At 33.9% G+C, this 14,792-nt stretch carries 30 protein-coding genes; 28 read left to right on the top strand and 2 right to left on the bottom strand.

Going from position 1 to position 14,792, the window contains the following annotated elements; genetic code table 11:
• The first annotated feature begins 20 nt into the window (after positions 1-20).
• From AUL54_RS20075 to AUL54_RS20090, 3 genes are all read left to right on the top strand, one after another.
• The gene (locus AUL54_RS20075; protein ID WP_060964986.1) at positions 21-635 is read left to right on the top strand and encodes a hypothetical protein; all 615 of its coding nucleotides are present in this window, start codon (positions 21-23) and stop codon (positions 633-635) included.
• Positions 636-680: 45 nt separating this feature from the next.
• Positions 681-908: a hypothetical protein gene (locus AUL54_RS20080; protein WP_060964987.1), complete on the top strand. Its 228-nt coding sequence runs from the start codon at positions 681-683 to the stop codon at positions 906-908.
• 427 nt (positions 909-1,335) lie between these two features.
• Positions 1,336-1,560, top strand: a complete 225-nt coding sequence (locus AUL54_RS20090) for a hypothetical protein (protein WP_060964989.1) — start codon at positions 1,336-1,338, stop codon at positions 1,558-1,560.
• A gap of 10 nt (positions 1,561-1,570) precedes the next feature.
• Here the strand turns inward: AUL54_RS20090 and AUL54_RS20095 are convergent, their stop codons facing one another.
• Positions 1,571-1,753 carry a DUF8096 family protein gene (locus tag AUL54_RS20095; RefSeq protein ID WP_060964990.1) on the bottom strand — a complete coding sequence of 61 codons (183 nt, stop codon included), beginning with the start codon at positions 1,751-1,753 and terminating at the stop codon, positions 1,571-1,573.
• A gap of 70 nt (positions 1,754-1,823) precedes the next feature.
• On the opposite strand from AUL54_RS20095, the gene AUL54_RS20100 reads away from it, so the two are divergent.
• The 15 genes from AUL54_RS20100 to AUL54_RS20150 all read left to right on the top strand — a co-directional run bounded on the left by AUL54_RS20100 (position 1,824) and on the right by AUL54_RS20150 (position 9,828).
• Positions 1,824-2,075: a hypothetical protein gene (locus AUL54_RS20100; protein WP_060964991.1), complete on the top strand. Its 252-nt coding sequence runs from the start codon at positions 1,824-1,826 to the stop codon at positions 2,073-2,075.
• Positions 2,076-2,077: 2 nt separating this feature from the next.
• A complete protein-coding gene (locus AUL54_RS20105) occupies positions 2,078-2,293 on the top strand; it encodes a hypothetical protein (protein ID WP_060964992.1) in 216 nt (71 codons plus the stop codon).
• Positions 2,294-2,305: 12 nt separating this feature from the next.
• Positions 2,306-2,437 (top strand): hypothetical protein, encoded by a 132-nt coding sequence (locus AUL54_RS21310; protein WP_014417905.1) that lies wholly within the window; start codon positions 2,306-2,308, stop codon positions 2,435-2,437.
• A gap of 43 nt (positions 2,438-2,480) precedes the next feature.
• Positions 2,481-3,077 (top strand): COG1361 family protein, encoded by a 597-nt coding sequence (locus tag AUL54_RS20110; protein ID WP_060964993.1) that lies wholly within the window; start codon positions 2,481-2,483, stop codon positions 3,075-3,077.
• 57 nt (positions 3,078-3,134) lie between these two features.
• Positions 3,135-3,425 carry a hypothetical protein gene (locus AUL54_RS20115; RefSeq protein ID WP_060964994.1) on the top strand — a complete coding sequence of 97 codons (291 nt, stop codon included), beginning with the start codon at positions 3,135-3,137 and terminating at the stop codon, positions 3,423-3,425.
• A gap of 10 nt (positions 3,426-3,435) precedes the next feature.
• Positions 3,436-3,753, top strand: a complete 318-nt coding sequence (locus AUL54_RS20120; RefSeq protein ID WP_060964995.1) for a hypothetical protein — start codon at positions 3,436-3,438, stop codon at positions 3,751-3,753.
• A 184-nt stretch (positions 3,754-3,937) separates the two neighbouring features.
• Positions 3,938-5,077, top strand: coding sequence for an AimR family lysis-lysogeny pheromone receptor (locus AUL54_RS20125; RefSeq protein WP_060964996.1), 1,140 nt, complete (start codon positions 3,938-3,940; stop codon positions 5,075-5,077).
• Positions 5,078-5,106: 29 nt separating this feature from the next.
• A complete protein-coding gene (locus AUL54_RS21315; protein WP_014472002.1) occupies positions 5,107-5,238 on the top strand; it encodes a lysogeny pheromone AimP family peptide in 132 nt (43 codons plus the stop codon).
• A 127-nt stretch (positions 5,239-5,365) separates the two neighbouring features.
• Positions 5,366-5,521: a hypothetical protein gene (locus AUL54_RS21565; RefSeq protein ID WP_185715957.1), complete on the top strand. Its 156-nt coding sequence runs from the start codon at positions 5,366-5,368 to the stop codon at positions 5,519-5,521.
• A 149-nt stretch (positions 5,522-5,670) separates the two neighbouring features.
• Positions 5,671-5,883, top strand: coding sequence for a hypothetical protein (locus AUL54_RS20130; RefSeq protein ID WP_014472000.1), 213 nt, complete (start codon positions 5,671-5,673; stop codon positions 5,881-5,883).
• Between the two features lie 14 nt (positions 5,884-5,897).
• A complete protein-coding gene (locus tag AUL54_RS20135; RefSeq protein WP_014471999.1) occupies positions 5,898-6,128 on the top strand; it encodes a hypothetical protein in 231 nt (76 codons plus the stop codon).
• A gap of 38 nt (positions 6,129-6,166) precedes the next feature.
• Positions 6,167-6,331: a hypothetical protein gene (locus AUL54_RS21570; protein ID WP_021493556.1), complete on the top strand. Its 165-nt coding sequence runs from the start codon at positions 6,167-6,169 to the stop codon at positions 6,329-6,331.
• 9 nt (positions 6,332-6,340) lie between these two features.
• Complete coding sequence (locus AUL54_RS20140; RefSeq protein ID WP_060964997.1) at positions 6,341-7,399, top strand: tyrosine-type recombinase/integrase; 1,059 nt, start codon at positions 6,341-6,343, stop codon at positions 7,397-7,399.
• A 76-nt stretch (positions 7,400-7,475) separates the two neighbouring features.
• Positions 7,476-8,825 carry a DNA sulfur modification protein DndB gene (locus AUL54_RS20145; protein WP_060964998.1) on the top strand — a complete coding sequence of 450 codons (1,350 nt, stop codon included), beginning with the start codon at positions 7,476-7,478 and terminating at the stop codon, positions 8,823-8,825.
• Between the two features lie 19 nt (positions 8,826-8,844).
• Complete coding sequence (locus AUL54_RS20150; protein WP_060964999.1) at positions 8,845-9,828, top strand: phage lytic cycle repressor MrpR family protein; 984 nt, start codon at positions 8,845-8,847, stop codon at positions 9,826-9,828.
• Positions 9,829-10,048: 220 nt separating this feature from the next.
• Here the strand turns inward: AUL54_RS20150 and AUL54_RS20155 are convergent, their stop codons facing one another.
• A complete protein-coding gene (locus AUL54_RS20155) occupies positions 10,049-10,270 on the bottom strand; it encodes a helix-turn-helix domain-containing protein (protein WP_060965000.1) in 222 nt (73 codons plus the stop codon).
• Positions 10,271-10,435: 165 nt separating this feature from the next.
• Between AUL54_RS20155 and AUL54_RS20160 the strand changes: the two genes are divergently transcribed.
• The 10 genes from AUL54_RS20160 (at position 10,436) to AUL54_RS20205 (ending at position 14,779) form a co-directional block, all read left to right on the top strand.
• Entirely contained in the window at positions 10,436-10,735 is a 300-nt protein-coding gene (locus tag AUL54_RS20160) for a hypothetical protein (RefSeq protein ID WP_014417911.1), read from the top strand.
• A 74-nt stretch (positions 10,736-10,809) separates the two neighbouring features.
• Entirely contained in the window at positions 10,810-11,055 is a 246-nt protein-coding gene (locus AUL54_RS20165; RefSeq protein ID WP_020954128.1) for a hypothetical protein, read from the top strand.
• Positions 11,056-11,420: 365 nt separating this feature from the next.
• The gene (locus AUL54_RS20175; RefSeq protein ID WP_235588387.1) at positions 11,421-11,699 is read left to right on the top strand and encodes a hypothetical protein; all 279 of its coding nucleotides are present in this window, start codon (positions 11,421-11,423) and stop codon (positions 11,697-11,699) included.
• Entirely contained in the window at positions 11,696-11,893 is a 198-nt protein-coding gene (locus tag AUL54_RS20180) for a hypothetical protein (protein WP_060965002.1), read from the top strand. The genes AUL54_RS20175 and AUL54_RS20180 overlap by 4 nt, the downstream gene beginning before the upstream one ends.
• Entirely contained in the window at positions 11,890-12,093 is a 204-nt protein-coding gene (locus tag AUL54_RS20185) for a hypothetical protein (RefSeq protein WP_060965003.1), read from the top strand. The genes AUL54_RS20180 and AUL54_RS20185 overlap by 4 nt, the downstream gene beginning before the upstream one ends.
• Positions 12,094-12,197: 104 nt before the next feature.
• Positions 12,198-12,611: a hypothetical protein gene (locus AUL54_RS20190; RefSeq protein ID WP_060965144.1), complete on the top strand. Its 414-nt coding sequence runs from the start codon at positions 12,198-12,200 to the stop codon at positions 12,609-12,611.
• Between the two features lie 50 nt (positions 12,612-12,661).
• Positions 12,662-13,459 (top strand): hypothetical protein, encoded by a 798-nt coding sequence (locus tag AUL54_RS20195; RefSeq protein ID WP_060965004.1) that lies wholly within the window; start codon positions 12,662-12,664, stop codon positions 13,457-13,459.
• A 32-nt stretch (positions 13,460-13,491) separates the two neighbouring features.
• Complete coding sequence (locus tag AUL54_RS20200) at positions 13,492-13,749, top strand: hypothetical protein (protein ID WP_026113712.1); 258 nt, start codon at positions 13,492-13,494, stop codon at positions 13,747-13,749.
• Positions 13,750-13,833: 84 nt separating this feature from the next.
• Positions 13,834-14,007, top strand: coding sequence for a hypothetical protein (locus AUL54_RS21390; RefSeq protein WP_158509238.1), 174 nt, complete (start codon positions 13,834-13,836; stop codon positions 14,005-14,007).
• A 256-nt stretch (positions 14,008-14,263) separates the two neighbouring features.
• On the top strand, positions 14,264-14,779 hold the full coding sequence (locus AUL54_RS20205) for an SLOG family protein (protein WP_060965005.1): 516 nt from the start codon (positions 14,264-14,266) through the stop codon (positions 14,777-14,779).
• The last annotated feature ends 13 nt before the right edge of the window (positions 14,780-14,792 follow it).

Raw genomic sequence — 14,792 nt, forward strand, 5'->3', positions numbered from 1 at the left:
TCTTAAAAGGAGAGGGTACAATGAAATTAAGCTTACAAGCAAATGGGGTTGACTCTTTAAAAGCTACGTATAATTCTCTAGAGAATACTCACTTTCTTTGTGAAGGGGTAGAGCATAGAGTTAAAGATGCCATTCTTTCTTTGAACCATGCAAATGAAATCCTTTTTAAATTCCTTCTTAAACAGAGATCAGAGTGTTTAGTATTTGTTGATATTAAAGCCTACATGAATGCTAAAGAAGAAATGCGTTCAAATGGAAAGAGTAATGTGTTTGAAGTTAAGCCGAAATTGCAGACAATTGGCATTTTTGAAGCAATTAAAAGGTTGGAATTGTTGTGTGATATGGATGTCTGTTCTTACTTAAAACGCAGTCTTGACTATTTAAATAAAAAAAGAAATCAAATAATGCATTATGAAATTAATCTAAATGAAGGTGAATTTAAAGCGATGGTAAAAAGGTTAGAAATATGTTATGAAAATACAATCCGTTTCTTCTCTCAGCATATAGAAGGACTAAGTAGCTTAGTAGAAGATGCAAGATTTGAACTTTTTGAACAAGACTTGATTGATGACCCTGATGTAGAAGCGATGAATGATGAAGCTTATTTTGATTATCTAGCCGATTTGTCTGAGTAACGAAAAACTAAAGAAAACTAGGATTTTAAAAGGAGAGGATGTCTTATGGCCGTCAAAATGATTACAGTTTGGTATAAATACAATGATGAAGGCAGCGAAGCGAAACTAAATCATATTGAAAATGGTTGGGTAAATGGAGACTATCCAAAACCAAAAGATACATCATACTCAAATCAAGAAGCATGGAAGAAAAGTGATTGGGAGAGGAAACATGCTTACTTAGATGAACAATATCAGGTGCTAAGCGTTCCACCAGCTCATTGGATTAAATAATGAGATAAGAAAAATTATAAATTGAGATGGGCTGGAAGACTATGTATTCAACAAGAGATTGAGATACATAAAGGCACTATCATCTGAGGTTTAAATCATGAATTTAATAATGTTCACGGCAAGTATAAAGGCGGATGTTCCAAAGAAGATATATCCATAGCTCTTTTGTTTCTTTGAAAGTAATTCCAGCCCGACTATGATAAAAAGAACTGCAACTAATACCTGAAGAGAAATCAACAGGAATCCACTTTGATTAAACAGAGTATACACGGCTAGTAACAACGCCATAAATGAAATGAGAATTTTTGTAGCTTTTAGCATGCAAACACTCCTAAGGTAATTTGGTTAACCTTATCACGTTGCAGACTTTTTTTGCAGAGGCAAAGGGATCAAGAACAAGCATTATTTTATAGGAGGAGACGAATAAATGATCAAGGTTTACACAATAGGTCATAAGATACCAGAAAAGATTAAGTCTTGCATCTCTGAATGGAATTATTGGTCTTGGATTGTAGTTTCCAATACTGCAAGGAGGAACAAGGATGCGAAACGACTAATAGAGAAGATTGAAGCTGATCCAGACAGGATTGCAGAATATAAAACTGAAGATGGAATTGAAGTATATGTAAGCTACATGGATCCAGTGAAATAAAAAAGAGCATTTAAATGCTCTTCTTCATACCACATCTACGACACTCACGTAAAAACACACCACTTTTCACTGAGCTCTTGAATAAAGCGCAATCACAGTTGTCACAGCGACCATATTTAACATCGGGATACTCCTTATAATCATACACAACCGTTACATCGTAGCCATTAGTCTCAAAATCTTTCTCTTCCATTAAACTTCACCTACACAAAGTATTTAACACTACTATAATACCAGACGATGTATATAAGGAGGGTTTTAATTTGATTGGAATAGCATATTTCTTAATACTCTGGCTTGGTGTTGGCTTTCTAACGGGATTTAAGGCATTATTTGTTGATCAGGTTTATGATGAAGATTTTAAGCAGGAACTGATTGATTCATTTTCACCAGGCATGGAGCAGAATATGATTGAGCTGTTTTTTAAGAATAAAATAAATATCATGGTGTTTTACATACTGATTGGATTACTGCCACTGGCCATAAAAATTGCTGGTCTGCTGAAGAGGAGTTAGCTATGCCGGTTATCGATAACTTTTTTGTAATTCAATTTGAAAATGATGATTACTTCAAGTCATTTAAACTAGATGGAAGTGGTTATAAGACATCTAAGGGGCTTCATGGCGCTTCTAAGTTCACTACAATGTCAGAAGCTTTAGTGATCGCAAACGAGCTGCATACAGAGTTTAAAGCCACTTCTACCATAAGACAAATTGAAGTTATTACTAGGTGAAGGGGTGTGCAGGTGTACTGGATTGAATGGATTGAGGATGGGGAGAAGAAAAGCATTGTTGCGGACGGCTGGGTTGAATGGGCCGCAATACTTGAAGACCTTTATCAGCAACGATTTGAGTATGTTGAATGGAAGAGGCTTTGAAGAATAAAGAAATTCTGATATAAGTTGAAAGGAAACTATATTAATGACAATACATGTCTTACATCATTTGGAAAGTTTTCTTAAATGGTTTATTGACAATTCAGGTTCATTCGGGGTTTTTATCCTGACTATTTTTACGGTGATAATAGCTAAAAGGTCTCTTGCAGCTGACTTAAAATCGATAAAGATTGCTGAAGAGGAGCTATTAAGCAATCAAAGCCCCGATGTAATTGCATACCTTGAAGTTAAAAAATTTAAAATTCATTTTATTGTAAAAAACTTCGGCTCTGCCCCAGCTTGTGATGTTACCTTTGAGTTTGAAGAAGTTTCAGGAAAATTTGAATTTAGAGACTTTAATAAAGACACTAGGATTATTAAAGATGGAATTGCAACTCTTGCTCCCAATCAGACAATAGACGTGAGAGCAGGAACTTTCGATGAAATTAGAACAAACGATGAATATCCAATTGTGGATGTAATAATTCGATATAAAAACAAAGAAGGAAGAGAGTTTAAAGATACCTATCGACACAATTTAAACATTTACAAAAAGCTTCCTGTTTCCGCAAATAAAGATATGTACGACATAGTACAAGAACTAGAACGAACAAATAGATTACTTAAAAAATTTTTGAAATAGCGAAACCTATTTTTCAATTGTTCGTATAAATAGCCAAAAGTGAATGGAGTGGTTAATATGTCAAATGCACAATTACTGGTTAATCAGTTAAATGAAAAAGGTTTAAATGATATTGGAATTGCCATAATTCTTATGGAAAAGGCACTAAAAGATATAGAATCAGGAAATTACCCAGATGACATCAACATTATTGAGTCAAAAGAGGTAATGCTTACTGAAATGGAAAGTTTAATTAATAATGCTAAGAATTCAGCACTGCGGGGTATTAAATCATCTGACAATTTGAATCAACAATTGATTTCCTATTATAGCGAGTTTGCTAGAAGGATTGAAAATCTTACAGTCTGAGGTGAGGTAAGTGGAATATATCGTTAATGGGGTAGGCGCAAAAGTTTATAAAGACATTAAGAAAATCAAACATTTAGAAATTCCTAATCTGAAAAGTGATTCTGAAGTTGGAAATGTCTATAAAGTACTATCAACTGGTTTTATTGAAATGACTCCCTTAGTAACAATTGAAAACGACCAGGGTAAGCCGGAGGTTCGCTTATTGCCAAATGACCTTACGGGATGGGTAATAACAACTATGGATTTGAAAAAGCGTGGTATCAGTATACTTCCCGAAAAGGTTGAATTCGGGAAACTAGACGGTGTGAATTATGCCGAGGTAAATTGATCGTAAGATGCCTTCTTGCAGTAAAGCTATTGTGAGAAGGTTTTAAATAAAATACGAATTTTAAACAGATAAGGATTCTTCAAAAAATAATTAGAATAAAAATAAAATAAATACTTGTAATTCTGACAACTCTAATGTATATTATAAACAAGGGAACATTAGTTGGGAAGGGGTGGAGTAACCAATGAATCTTAAGCAGATGATTAAGAATGAATGTGAAAAAGACAACCAACTCGCAACGAAACTGTCAAAAATGGCAGGATACGAAAAGGTTAATGGTTTTTACAAGTTCATTAACACCCCAGAGAAAGAAATGGACAACTTAGGCGGTTTAATTAAGATTGTTAAAAACTTGTTTCCTGATAATGAAGAGCAGCTTCTAAGTGATTACTTCTTAACATTGGATCCCAACAAAAAATGTGCTAGACAATCTGTTGAATACTCTGATATAAATCAATGGGATTCGTTAACTGACAAGATTATATTAAATTTAAGTAACTCAAAAAACACAACAAGTCAAGAATGGGGAAACATCTACAACATACATAGAAAGCTATATAAAAACCAAATCTCAATACCAGAAGCAATAAGAGAGTGTGGGAGATGTAAAGCTCCAGAAATGTCATTTTTCTCAGATGCAATGCTAATGTACAAATACTTGAATATTGGTGAGTTTGGATTGATGAAAAGCACTTTAACACTTTTAGATTTTAGAAGCTTGCCAGAAGGATTTATAAAAGATTCGTACAAAAGTAGAGTGTCAATGTTACAAGCGAATATAAGCTTAAATGAAAACAATTTAATCGAAGCGAGGAAACATTCAAATTTTGCAATAATGCAGTCCAATGTGAAACGAATATGTTTTTTTGCGCATCTGACAATAGGAAACACTCTAATTTTCGAAAACTATGAAGAAGCTATGCTGGCGTATATTGAGGCAAAGAAGTATGTTCATAATGATACCCATAAAGAAATGCTAAATGGTGCTCTTTGCTTCCTGGCTAATGTATGGAACAAGGAAAATCCATGGGTTAACTATGAATCAGACGATATCAAATATCAGCAGCTTAGGGCTTTTTATTACATAAAAAATAATAATCTCGACAAGGCCAACGAATTATTGGAAAGCTTATCAAATAGGGATCAAGATGAAAACGAATTAGGATTTTATTTTTATTATAAAGGTTTGATATCAAAACAAAAATCTGATTTTTATAAATCAATAACATATTTCAAAAAATCAGATGATAAATATTTTATCCAATTAACAATAATAGAACTCGAAAAATTAGGCTGTGATCCGGAGCTGTTAAATTTAATTTAGAATTTAGCACTTGAAAGGAGGTGAATTTAATGAAGAAAATTATTTTCGGTACAGCCATTTTAGCAGCATTAGCAATTTCATTCATTGCAGGTCAACATTCAGTTAATACGGCATCAGCTTCTGATGAGATCTCTGTAGCAAGTGCAATTCGGGGAGCTTAATAATACAACAGAATACTACATAATCAATGGTTAGACGTTTGATCCACTGGATCAGGCGTCTTTTCTAATTTTAAGAGAATGTTCCAGAAATTCATAATATAAAAAACAAGAACATGGGGGAATTAAAATGAAAAAGCATTTCGGGCAAGCACTTTCTTATGAGGAAATGGCCAAAGGGTACATGGAAATGGGAGATATTAATTTAGAAATTTCCCAGGAAGATAATCATCTTGAAAATGAAGCAGAAATGATTAGATCAAAATATAAAGCAAAGGTATCCTAATGAGGATTAAAGACAAATCAGCAGACATTTTAACACATACATAGAGGATGTGTTATTTGTCGTGAATAAAAATAAAATAAATTATTGCATATTATTGTAGCAACATATATAATGAAGTTACAAGATGAACGTTGTTGGGAGATGAAACAATGGAAACAACCAGTGCCACTCAAAAGGAAGAGTTGAAGATTACATCATTAAGACAATATCAATACATAAAACAACTAAAGAACTTCACACGAGTCAATCTCCACCTAGAGGATCCAGATGTGTTTACACCTAATAATGTAACTACAATGAGAAAAAATCATAAAGAATACAACCTCATTAAAGAACAAAAAAATTCTATAAAATGTATTTGAGGAGTAAAAATAAAATGAATAATAAATATTATACAGAAGAAAACAAGGCTAAAGTTTGGAAAAAGCATATGATCGTTTTAAAGTTTCTAGAGCAGCCTGAGATAGCAGTTGCTTATAATGAGTTCTTACGAAGAGAAGCGACAAGTGATGAATGGGTTGGATTCGAAGAGGAACTTTATGAGGAATTGACGGGGATGCCAATTATAAACGTCTGTAAGGACGAAAGGGTAAATGTCCTAAACTGAATTTTATTATAGGATAAAAATAAATTAGGTGTGATAAAATGAATACAGACATCTTAATTAACGCTCTTAAAGAATACGACATGTTAAAGCAAATGGAAATCTGTAACGCCAATATAATGCTGCTTAGTAATATTCAAGGTGAAAATGAATGGATTGTTGCGTGGAAAGAATTTGATCAATACTTAATGAAAAAAATGATATGAGGTGTCATTATGGAAGCTCAAAAGAAAGCGTCAACACTAAGGGATTATTCAATATTCAACAACATAAATAGGTGGTTTGATGAATTAGATTTAAGAAACAGGGATCGAGAAACTGGAGAAATTGAAAAGTCTAATACTAGAGCCACGTATGAAAGGCATGTAAGAGAGTTTTTCAACCACTATGCTGCCAAGGATATTGAATACTTAACTGAGAGTGACCTGGCGATCAAGAAGAGTGACCTGTATGATTATCGAACCCATTTGGCTAAAAATAAAAGTAACTCCAATTCAACAATTAACAATAAGATTGCCGCACTGAAAAGTATGATTAAGTATCTTGAGTCTGAACATGAGTGTGACGCATCTGTATTTAATTTTAGACCTCTTCCAACAGAAAAGAACCCAGCAGGGTCTTTTGAAGGAATATCTGAAGCTGATGAATTTGCTGAGGCAGCGTATGTTACTGAGCGTCAGAACAGATTAATGAAAAAGATGTTTATTTTGTTTAGTGCACGTACTGGAGGGCGTAAGTCAGAGGTGCTTAGAGTTGGGTGGGATGATATTACTTATTCAGAAAAGCACCAATGTTATCTCGTCAACTTTAAAAAAACTAAGCAAAAAAAGGCTAGGCCAGTTGGAATTTCCACGGCTTTTTATGAAGAGTTGCTGATGTTGAAGCAAGAGTATGGGGAGCATGAACTGTTATTTCATAAGTTAACAGTTGATTCAATACAGGATATGTGGAATCGCGTATGTAGAGTTATGGGTATTCCCAAAGAAAGAAAGATAACTCCGCATAGTTTACGCAATACTGCAACAAACTTTTCTTACAGCGTTAATGGTGATATTAAAAAAGTGGCAGCGTTCTCTGGTCACAGCAATATCAATACTTTAAATGACCATTATTTGGTCAATGAAAGGGATTATTCTCAAGATCCAGGGGTTTTGGTTGATCAAAAAGAAGACATGTCTTTTTTAGATGATGTTACCTTAGAGCAGTATAAAGAATTCTTTTTAAAATCAGACATGTATATACAGAGTAAACTTAAAATGTTTTTGAACAAGTGACACAAATAATCATATAAAAGCTTTACTTGCTTATGAAAATAATGATAAATTTAATATGATTATGTGAGGTGATAATGTGTCTGAAGTTTTGTTAACAACGGATAAACTTTATAAGTTAAAAACTGAAATAGAGAAAAATCTTATTGATATTAAAAATGATTCCAATATGGTGAAGGAATTAAAAGCCACAATGGCGGACAAATACAAGGCACTCCCTGGTTATATCCAAGAAATTTTAAATAATAATGATAACAACGTACAGCGTTTAAACGAAAAAGAAGTGTACATTGTTTCAAAAGAGATGTATTCAATTCTTGGGGCTCCAGCTTTAGATCCCTCAAATTATTTTCCAACCAGATTGGCAAAAGAGCTTGAAGGTGGGAGAGTATTCGCCGGTGAAGAAGTAGTTAAGCTACCATACAAGTTCAAAAATGTGATTAAAATTAAAGAGGATAACTATGTCACTTCCATTACTGCCAAGGAACTTAGTGAGTTATATAATAGCTCCATCCTGCAGTACAATTACAACACTCAGCGTGAAGGAAAGTACATTAAGGGCAGTCTTATCCCTGTACCTAAAACAAACCCTAAATCAGTTGATGAGATCAAAGAATTGTTTATCAAAGGCGATTTAATTGTATCAATGTTAACTTTTAATGCTCGTCTTGGAACATCTGATGGTGATGAAGAAGTTGAATATGATCCAAGCGACCAAACACTCACTGTAACGCGAGGAACCTTATTAGATGCTCTAGATGGGTACCATCGAATTTCAGGTATTGTTAAGGCCATTGCTGAAGTCCCTGAATTAGATCAACCATTCATTTTAAATGTGCTCAATTACGATGAAGAAAAGGCTAAGGTTCACTTTGCTCAAATGAATACAATAAACCCGGTTGAAAAATCCAGAATTGAAGAATTAGGACAAAAACGGTATTCTTCAACCGTTGTCGAGCAGCTGAAATTTAAAAGTGAACTTAAAAATAAAATAAGCCCACAAAGTGACATTGGTCTTGATAGCAATTTCCTTGTGACATATTACACTTTATCCGAAGCTATAGACGATGCATTTGAGTTGAAATCTCGAAAAGATGCATTAAAAATTTCAAAATACCTGGTTGACTTTTTTGATAACCTTTTTTATGCCTTCCCAGATGAATTTCTTGAAGATGATTTATCGTCCATTAGAAAGCAATCATACATTAATCATAATGTAATGTTTTACGGTTATGTTTATTTGGCCAAGAAGATGAAGGAAAACAATATAGAACTAGACAAGCTTGAAAGTATCCTTAATACAATTGACTTTAGTAAAAGCGGAAGAGTGTTTGAAGAATTAGGAAGACAAAATAATGAGATTCAACTAAAGAATGTTATGAAGAAGAAACTTAAGCGAATATTTTATGATGAAATTGCTGTTGTTTAAAGCCTAAAGGAGAATTAATATGAGTGAAATGTATAATGCTGAATTGAAGGAAAAGTTTTTAGAGAAATACGAAAGTGAAGCAACAAGAAACCATTATTGGCTAAGGCTAAGGGATTTCTCAGCTACAGAAAAAATACTTCAAAAAGACATATTTAATTTTTCTTTGGAAGAGCTGCGTACGTTATTTTTCGATTTGGATAGCAAATCTATAGACTCATTAAGAGGAGCACGAGCTGTAATTGGACAATACACAACCTGGGCAATGGAAAATGGCTTGGCAAACAGTAACATCAACAAAGTGTATCAGATACAGGATGGTGACTTAAAGCAGTTTATAGATAAAAACAAAAAAACACTATTCACCAATAAAGAAGTAGAAGAGTATGTTGATTTTATGGTTAATTATCAGGATAAGGCCATGATACAGGCTATTTATGAAGGTATAGATGGTTATCAGCATTCAGAGTTACTGAATTTAACAGGTGACGATTTACTCGATGATAACAAGGTAAAGCTGGTAGATGATAAACATGGTGTAAGAATAATTACTGTAAGCGATAAATGTTATGAGTTGCTTAAGCGTGCTAATGACCAAAGAACATATCATCTTAGCAATGGTTCGCCAGATAGTGGTCTTAAAAACAAATTTGCCACATTAGTTAAAAGTGAAAATATTTTTAGGCTAAAATATAAGAGTTCTAATCAGAGTATGAAAGCTGACAAATTTTTAGTTCACCGTTCTTTTAGTCAGTTTCAAAAATTTTTAGAAGAACCCTTCTTTTCACCTAAGAATCTTATCAACTCAGGAAAGCTCAACATGGCGTATGAGATATACAAAGAGAAGGGTGAGTTAAAAGTACCTGATTATAAAAAAATAACTCGACAATATGGGTTCCTGAATGAAGACGCAGAGTTTAATTCACAATCACTGAGGAAAGTAGTGAATATGGAGAACTTAGAAAAATATTGTATCAAGTCTGAAGTAATTGAGACTAATTCTTAATCCCTGTTACAGGGATTAACTTTACATAACTTTTAGAGTAAAAATAAAAACAATATGAATTAACTCGTGATATTTTTAAAAAAATATCAGGATTTTGTTCATATTTTTCAGAATTCGACAAAGTTAGACAGAGACAAATCTGTACATATGCAGTAAAATAGTTCTATACACTAAAAAGGGTACAAGGAGGTTCGCTAGGTCAAACTCCCTAGCGATTAAGTCAATGTTTGATTTTCCATTCATAGAGGTCTTCAATCGAACAGTTAAGGGCAATCGCAATGATTCTCGCTGTTTTTATATTCATAGAAGGTCTAACGCCATTAGCGTAATCACTTAACCTTTGCTTACTGATGCCTGTTAGATCCGAAAGTTGCCCTAGGGACATTCCTCTACTTTCAAGGAGAATGGATATCAAACATTGTCCGATTTCAACCTCAAGCATCGGACAACCTCCTGTTATAGTATTGCTTATCATACTATATCAATTCTTTCCAAGTTTTTAAATGAAAGAAAAAAGATTTGCCACTAACTAGGTAAAAGGTTATAATTAAGTCAACAAAAAAGGGAACGTAAGTTCGGTTAATTACTACCAGAGAGAGGGAAACGTATGTCAGAAAAGGATTATTTCATTCAAGGGGAGCTGTGCATTCCTTTTTTCGGCAGAATAAAAGCCAAGAATGAAGAGGAAGCACTTTTGTTCGCATATCAATCAATTAAAAAGAAATTGAGAAATAAAACAGGAAAAATGGGGTTTCTTCAAAAAGATCAAGAAAAATATGAGGCACTATTTGATGTAGATATCATGTGTACAGAGGATGCTGAATTAACAACCTCTTATGCCGAAGAAATAGACGATTCGTTTGAAAATGAGGATTATAAATCTTCACAATTGTTATCATCAAAGTAAAAATACATAAACATCTTGTCAGTCATCATGAGACATAAAAAATTGGTGACTTTTTAGTCAGACTGGAGCATACAATGGATTTTAATCTTGAAATTGACTTGAAAGACATTATGAGATCAGTTTCCATGAGTGTGGGTTCTAAGAACATACAAAGTGGAGAGTATTACATAGACATTATTTTTAAAAACAATGGGGATTGTTTGAGGATTAGAATGGATCATGCTTCAGTTTTAGAATTTAGAGACAAAATAAATGAAACTCTTTGGAAACTAGACGGCATGAAGACGTTTATGAAGACAGCAGCTTTACAGTATGAGTAAAGCTGATTTTTTTGAAATTATTTAGAATAAAAATAAAATAAGTATTTACAACATATGGTTGAGGTTATATAATCGAATTAGAATAAGGAAGGGAGATAGCTTTAATTATTGATTAATGAACCAACTAACAATCAAATAAGAACTATGGTTTTAAGGAAATATGCAAAGCTCTTAGCATCATGTGAAAGGTCTTTGCGCAGCATAGAGAATAATGAAATCAGAATGGCAATTGGAGACTTAGATTTTGTTAAAGACAATTTAGAGGAAATACAATACATACTTCGAGATGTTGTAAATCAGCATGATTATTTTCAGAATAAAAATAAAATGTAAGTTTTATAGAGATTAAGATAAGGGGGAATAACATGGGTGCATTAATCGCTAAGCAACCAAATGGACGGTACTGCCGATTTAGTTCAGTGGTAGACTGTCCAACGCACATAAATATGACGCGTGAAGACTATTTAAATAATTTTACTGGGACAACAAAAGGAAGGGAAGATGCTGAAGATACACTTGCAAATTATCTCCGGCCGTTTCACGAAGTTATAAAGTGGTACACACCGCTGAACATGAGCGAAAAAGAGTTTGTGGAGGCGTTAAAAGAAATGTGTGACGAACCAAAGGAGGCGCGGGAATTGTGAAAGTGAAGCGTATTGAATATAAGCTTTGGTACGAAGTTAAGTTCGGTTGGACGCATTTCAGTTTCGGCGCTAATGATGATAAAACTGCATTGAAATATGCAGAGGAATATGCAAAAAATAACTACCTCATAAATTATAAAGTGGAAAAAATAACGAAGGAGAGATTGTTTTGGACTGAGGAGGGCGCGGAATGAAAGCCAAATCAATTCAACTTTTCAATCTGTTTGATGAATTGAACGAACAGGTGAACAACGTCATGCATGACGCAGTGATTTCCAAAAAGAGAAACAGGCTCGATATGATAGATCAAGGTGCAAAAGAGGCCGAGCGGATCACAAGAGAAATTCAAACGCTTGTCAATTCGATGCGGCGAAAGAGGGTTGACGCGGAGTGAATGACGGAATAATTGGCATTGTAGTATTAATACTCCTGTTGTGGGCGGTTATAGTTTGGTGGAGAAATTACTAAGGAGGGCGCGGAGTGAGTAAGAGGTCTACCCTGTTATTAAGGAATAATGTGAAAGCAGGACAAAGAGAAAAATTCATTACAAATGGCATCCCCTATGATGAACTTGATACACAAATGACCAATTTAATTGATGTTTTGAATTTCAAGATTGGATTGAAAACACGCCACTGTTGTTTTGGACATAAACCATATGAGGAAATTCAAGTAATGTTTGAAGAAGAAGTAAATTTAAAAGAAGATCAAATTCTAGAGTTAGCGGAATTAGCGGGGAGAGAATGGAAAGGTCTTCAGTTAAGCTTTAGCAAATGGGCGAGATTTTCTCCATTGATGTTTAATTGGTCATTGGTACTATCGAAAAGATTTAGAGATCCGGAAGATGCAAATAAATACCGATACCTGAGATCAGTTGAAGAATTCTTTGAAAGCTATGCTGCAAAGAAGTGATTAAAAGATGCATTTTAAACTAAATTAAAAATAAGTGGAGAGTGAATTAGATGAAAAAAGAAAACAAAAATGAACAAATTGAAGCAACTATTAACGAAAATAACGAAATGGGCGTATTCGAGCACAGAACTATCCGAGAGGAGCACATGTACCGGGACGAGATTTTGGATCGAATAAAGGTCGTACCTCTACTTGGGAACTCTACAGAAATTACAGTTGAGATGGCCGCGGAGTATTATATGGTTCCTGTTGATACGATCAAGACCGTCATTAAAAGAAATAGAGATGAATTTAATGATTATGCTGAAATTAGAGTTTTAAAAGGTAAGAGTTTGAAAGAATTTTGTCAGGTTCATGATGAACCTCGCAAAATTATAAGCTCGAAAGTCAGAAGTTTGCAAATTGTTAATCGAAGAGGATTACTTAGATTAGGAATGTTACTTACTGAATCCAAAGTTGGAAAATCAGTTAGACACTATTTGTTAAATGTAGAGGAAGCCACTCCAAAGCAAATTGCTATTTGGGCAGCAAAAAGAGAAATTGCGAGGACAGAACGAAAACAGCTTACCGATGCAATTAAGGAATTTTATGAAGGAAACATGAAGGATGCTCATGCGTATACAAACTTCACTCAACTTGTTTATAAAGTTTGTTTTGATAAAAACAAAAAAGAACTAATGAATGTATATGATTTAGATGATAAAGATTCACTTAGAGATGCAATGACAACTGAGGATCTTAAAAAAGTGGTTCAAGCTGAAAAAACTATCTCAGTTTTGGTGAAATTGGGGAAAGACTACGCGGAAATCAAAGAGGAGCTATTGAAAAATAAACACAAGTTTCAATAAAAGTAAAATTTTATAGAGAGTGGAAAATGGAAATGGAGGAAATGATTTTGCTAAAAGAAATAACAATATTTGATTTAAATAAAATCATACCTGGCACAAAAGTTAAAGTAACATGGTACAAGGGATCAGAGATGGAGTATACACATCAGGGTGAAGTTATCATTAATAATGGGGAAAAGTTTTATTATAATTACGTTGATAAAGAAGGATATGTAGGTCACTGTCATGTAAACGCACTTGATTTGAAGAACTATCCTGACAGTCTAATTGTTGAGATTAAATCAAAATAAAATTGAAGTTTTAAAGAGAAGTAAAGAAATGACTAAGGGATAATTAAATAATACATAACTTTTCGAAGATAGGCAGGGGTACCGATGAAAATTAGACAAAGGTATGAATGTGGGGCTGATAAAATTGCGATTCAGTATTCCATTGATGAAAAAGGGATGATTGCCAGTATTAAAGAAGTGAGTTGGGATTCACGTACAGAACTGGGTGAGTATCTGCTCCCGAGAATGAAGTTACTGACAACTGCTTTAATAAGATAATAAACAATCCCAAATTGCGCTAAAGCGAAGCCACAAGTGATGAGTAATCAGCAGAGAGCGACTGGATAAAAAGACTGTTTTAAAGAAAGGGTGAGAACCGATAGTCAATTTCAAAAAACTTAGTGATCCTGAATATATTAAGCAGATGGAAATTGAGAGAAATGAACGTGAGCGGATACAACAAGAAAAGGAGACTATAAGAAAGAAAACGGTGTGCTTCACTGGTCATAGGCCGAACAAATTGGGTGGATACGATATGAAAAATCCAACAATGCTTAAACTGAAAGATAAGCTACTTGAAGTCATTGAAGAATTAATCAATAAGGAAAACAAGTCCAGGTTCATAACTGGTGGAGCGTTAGGAACTGATCAGGCTGCTTGCTGGTGTGTACATATTCTAAAGAAGAAATACCCACATATCAAAAACATAATTGCTACACCTTTCAAAGAACAAGACAAAGTATGGTCTGCAGAACAGAAAATGTGGTACAAGCGAATGCTTGAAGTTGCGGATGAGATTATTAATGTTGAAGAATTAGATAAATATAAAGTTAGTGGAGCTGTACCAGGAGAGTTTTCGCCGGCTAAGATGCAAAAGCGAAATGAATACATGATTGATCACAGTGAAGCAATAGTAGCTGTTTATGACGGAAGTAAAAGTGGGACAAGGAACTGTCTGAATTACGCTAGGAAAACATATTTAGGACATCAAATTTGGAGGCTACATCCGAAATGTGATTTTGAATTGGATATAAGCTATACAGCTGGATGATAAGGAGAGGTGA

The sequence above is a fragment of the Bacillus sp. SDLI1 genome (assembly GCF_001553895.1).
Lineage (GTDB): Bacteria > Bacillota > Bacilli > Bacillales > Bacillaceae > Bacillus > Bacillus siamensis.

Bases quoted from the DNA above. Each gene is read 5' to 3' on its own strand.
- AUL54_RS20075 (WP_060964986.1), top strand. From the start codon at position 21: ATGAAATTAAGCTTACAAGCAAATGGGGTTGACTCTTTAAAAGCTACG.
- AUL54_RS20080 (WP_060964987.1), top strand. From the start codon at position 681: ATGGCCGTCAAAATGATTACAGTTTGGTATAAATACAATGATGAAGGC.
- AUL54_RS20090 (WP_060964989.1), top strand. From the start codon at position 1,336: ATGATCAAGGTTTACACAATAGGTCATAAGATACCAGAAAAGATTAAG.
- AUL54_RS20095 (WP_060964990.1), bottom strand. From the start codon at position 1,753: ATGGAAGAGAAAGATTTTGAGACTAATGGCTACGATGTAACGGTTGTG.
- AUL54_RS20105 (WP_060964992.1), top strand. From the start codon at position 2,078: ATGCCGGTTATCGATAACTTTTTTGTAATTCAATTTGAAAATGATGAT.
- AUL54_RS20110 (WP_060964993.1), top strand. From the start codon at position 2,481: ATGACAATACATGTCTTACATCATTTGGAAAGTTTTCTTAAATGGTTT.
- AUL54_RS20115 (WP_060964994.1), top strand. From the start codon at position 3,135: ATGTCAAATGCACAATTACTGGTTAATCAGTTAAATGAAAAAGGTTTA.
- AUL54_RS20125 (WP_060964996.1), top strand. From the start codon at position 3,938: ATGAATCTTAAGCAGATGATTAAGAATGAATGTGAAAAAGACAACCAA.
- AUL54_RS21315 (WP_014472002.1), top strand. From the start codon at position 5,107: ATGAAGAAAATTATTTTCGGTACAGCCATTTTAGCAGCATTAGCAATT.
- AUL54_RS21565 (WP_185715957.1), top strand. From the start codon at position 5,366: ATGAAAAAGCATTTCGGGCAAGCACTTTCTTATGAGGAAATGGCCAAA.
- AUL54_RS20130 (WP_014472000.1), top strand. From the start codon at position 5,671: ATGGAAACAACCAGTGCCACTCAAAAGGAAGAGTTGAAGATTACATCA.
- AUL54_RS20135 (WP_014471999.1), top strand. From the start codon at position 5,898: ATGAATAATAAATATTATACAGAAGAAAACAAGGCTAAAGTTTGGAAA.
- AUL54_RS21570 (WP_021493556.1), top strand. From the start codon at position 6,167: ATGAATACAGACATCTTAATTAACGCTCTTAAAGAATACGACATGTTA.
- AUL54_RS20140 (WP_060964997.1), top strand. From the start codon at position 6,341: ATGGAAGCTCAAAAGAAAGCGTCAACACTAAGGGATTATTCAATATTC.
- AUL54_RS20150 (WP_060964999.1), top strand. From the start codon at position 8,845: ATGAGTGAAATGTATAATGCTGAATTGAAGGAAAAGTTTTTAGAGAAA.
- AUL54_RS20155 (WP_060965000.1), bottom strand. From the start codon at position 10,270: ATGCTTGAGGTTGAAATCGGACAATGTTTGATATCCATTCTCCTTGAA.
- AUL54_RS20160 (WP_014417911.1), top strand. From the start codon at position 10,436: ATGTCAGAAAAGGATTATTTCATTCAAGGGGAGCTGTGCATTCCTTTT.
- AUL54_RS20165 (WP_020954128.1), top strand. From the start codon at position 10,810: ATGGATTTTAATCTTGAAATTGACTTGAAAGACATTATGAGATCAGTT.
- AUL54_RS20175 (WP_235588387.1), top strand. From the start codon at position 11,421: ATGGGTGCATTAATCGCTAAGCAACCAAATGGACGGTACTGCCGATTT.
- AUL54_RS20185 (WP_060965003.1), top strand. From the start codon at position 11,890: ATGAAAGCCAAATCAATTCAACTTTTCAATCTGTTTGATGAATTGAAC.
- AUL54_RS20195 (WP_060965004.1), top strand. From the start codon at position 12,662: ATGAAAAAAGAAAACAAAAATGAACAAATTGAAGCAACTATTAACGAA.
- AUL54_RS20200 (WP_026113712.1), top strand. From the start codon at position 13,492: ATGGAGGAAATGATTTTGCTAAAAGAAATAACAATATTTGATTTAAAT.
- AUL54_RS21390 (WP_158509238.1), top strand. From the start codon at position 13,834: ATGAAAATTAGACAAAGGTATGAATGTGGGGCTGATAAAATTGCGATT.
- AUL54_RS20205 (WP_060965005.1), top strand. From the start codon at position 14,264: ATGAAAAATCCAACAATGCTTAAACTGAAAGATAAGCTACTTGAAGTC.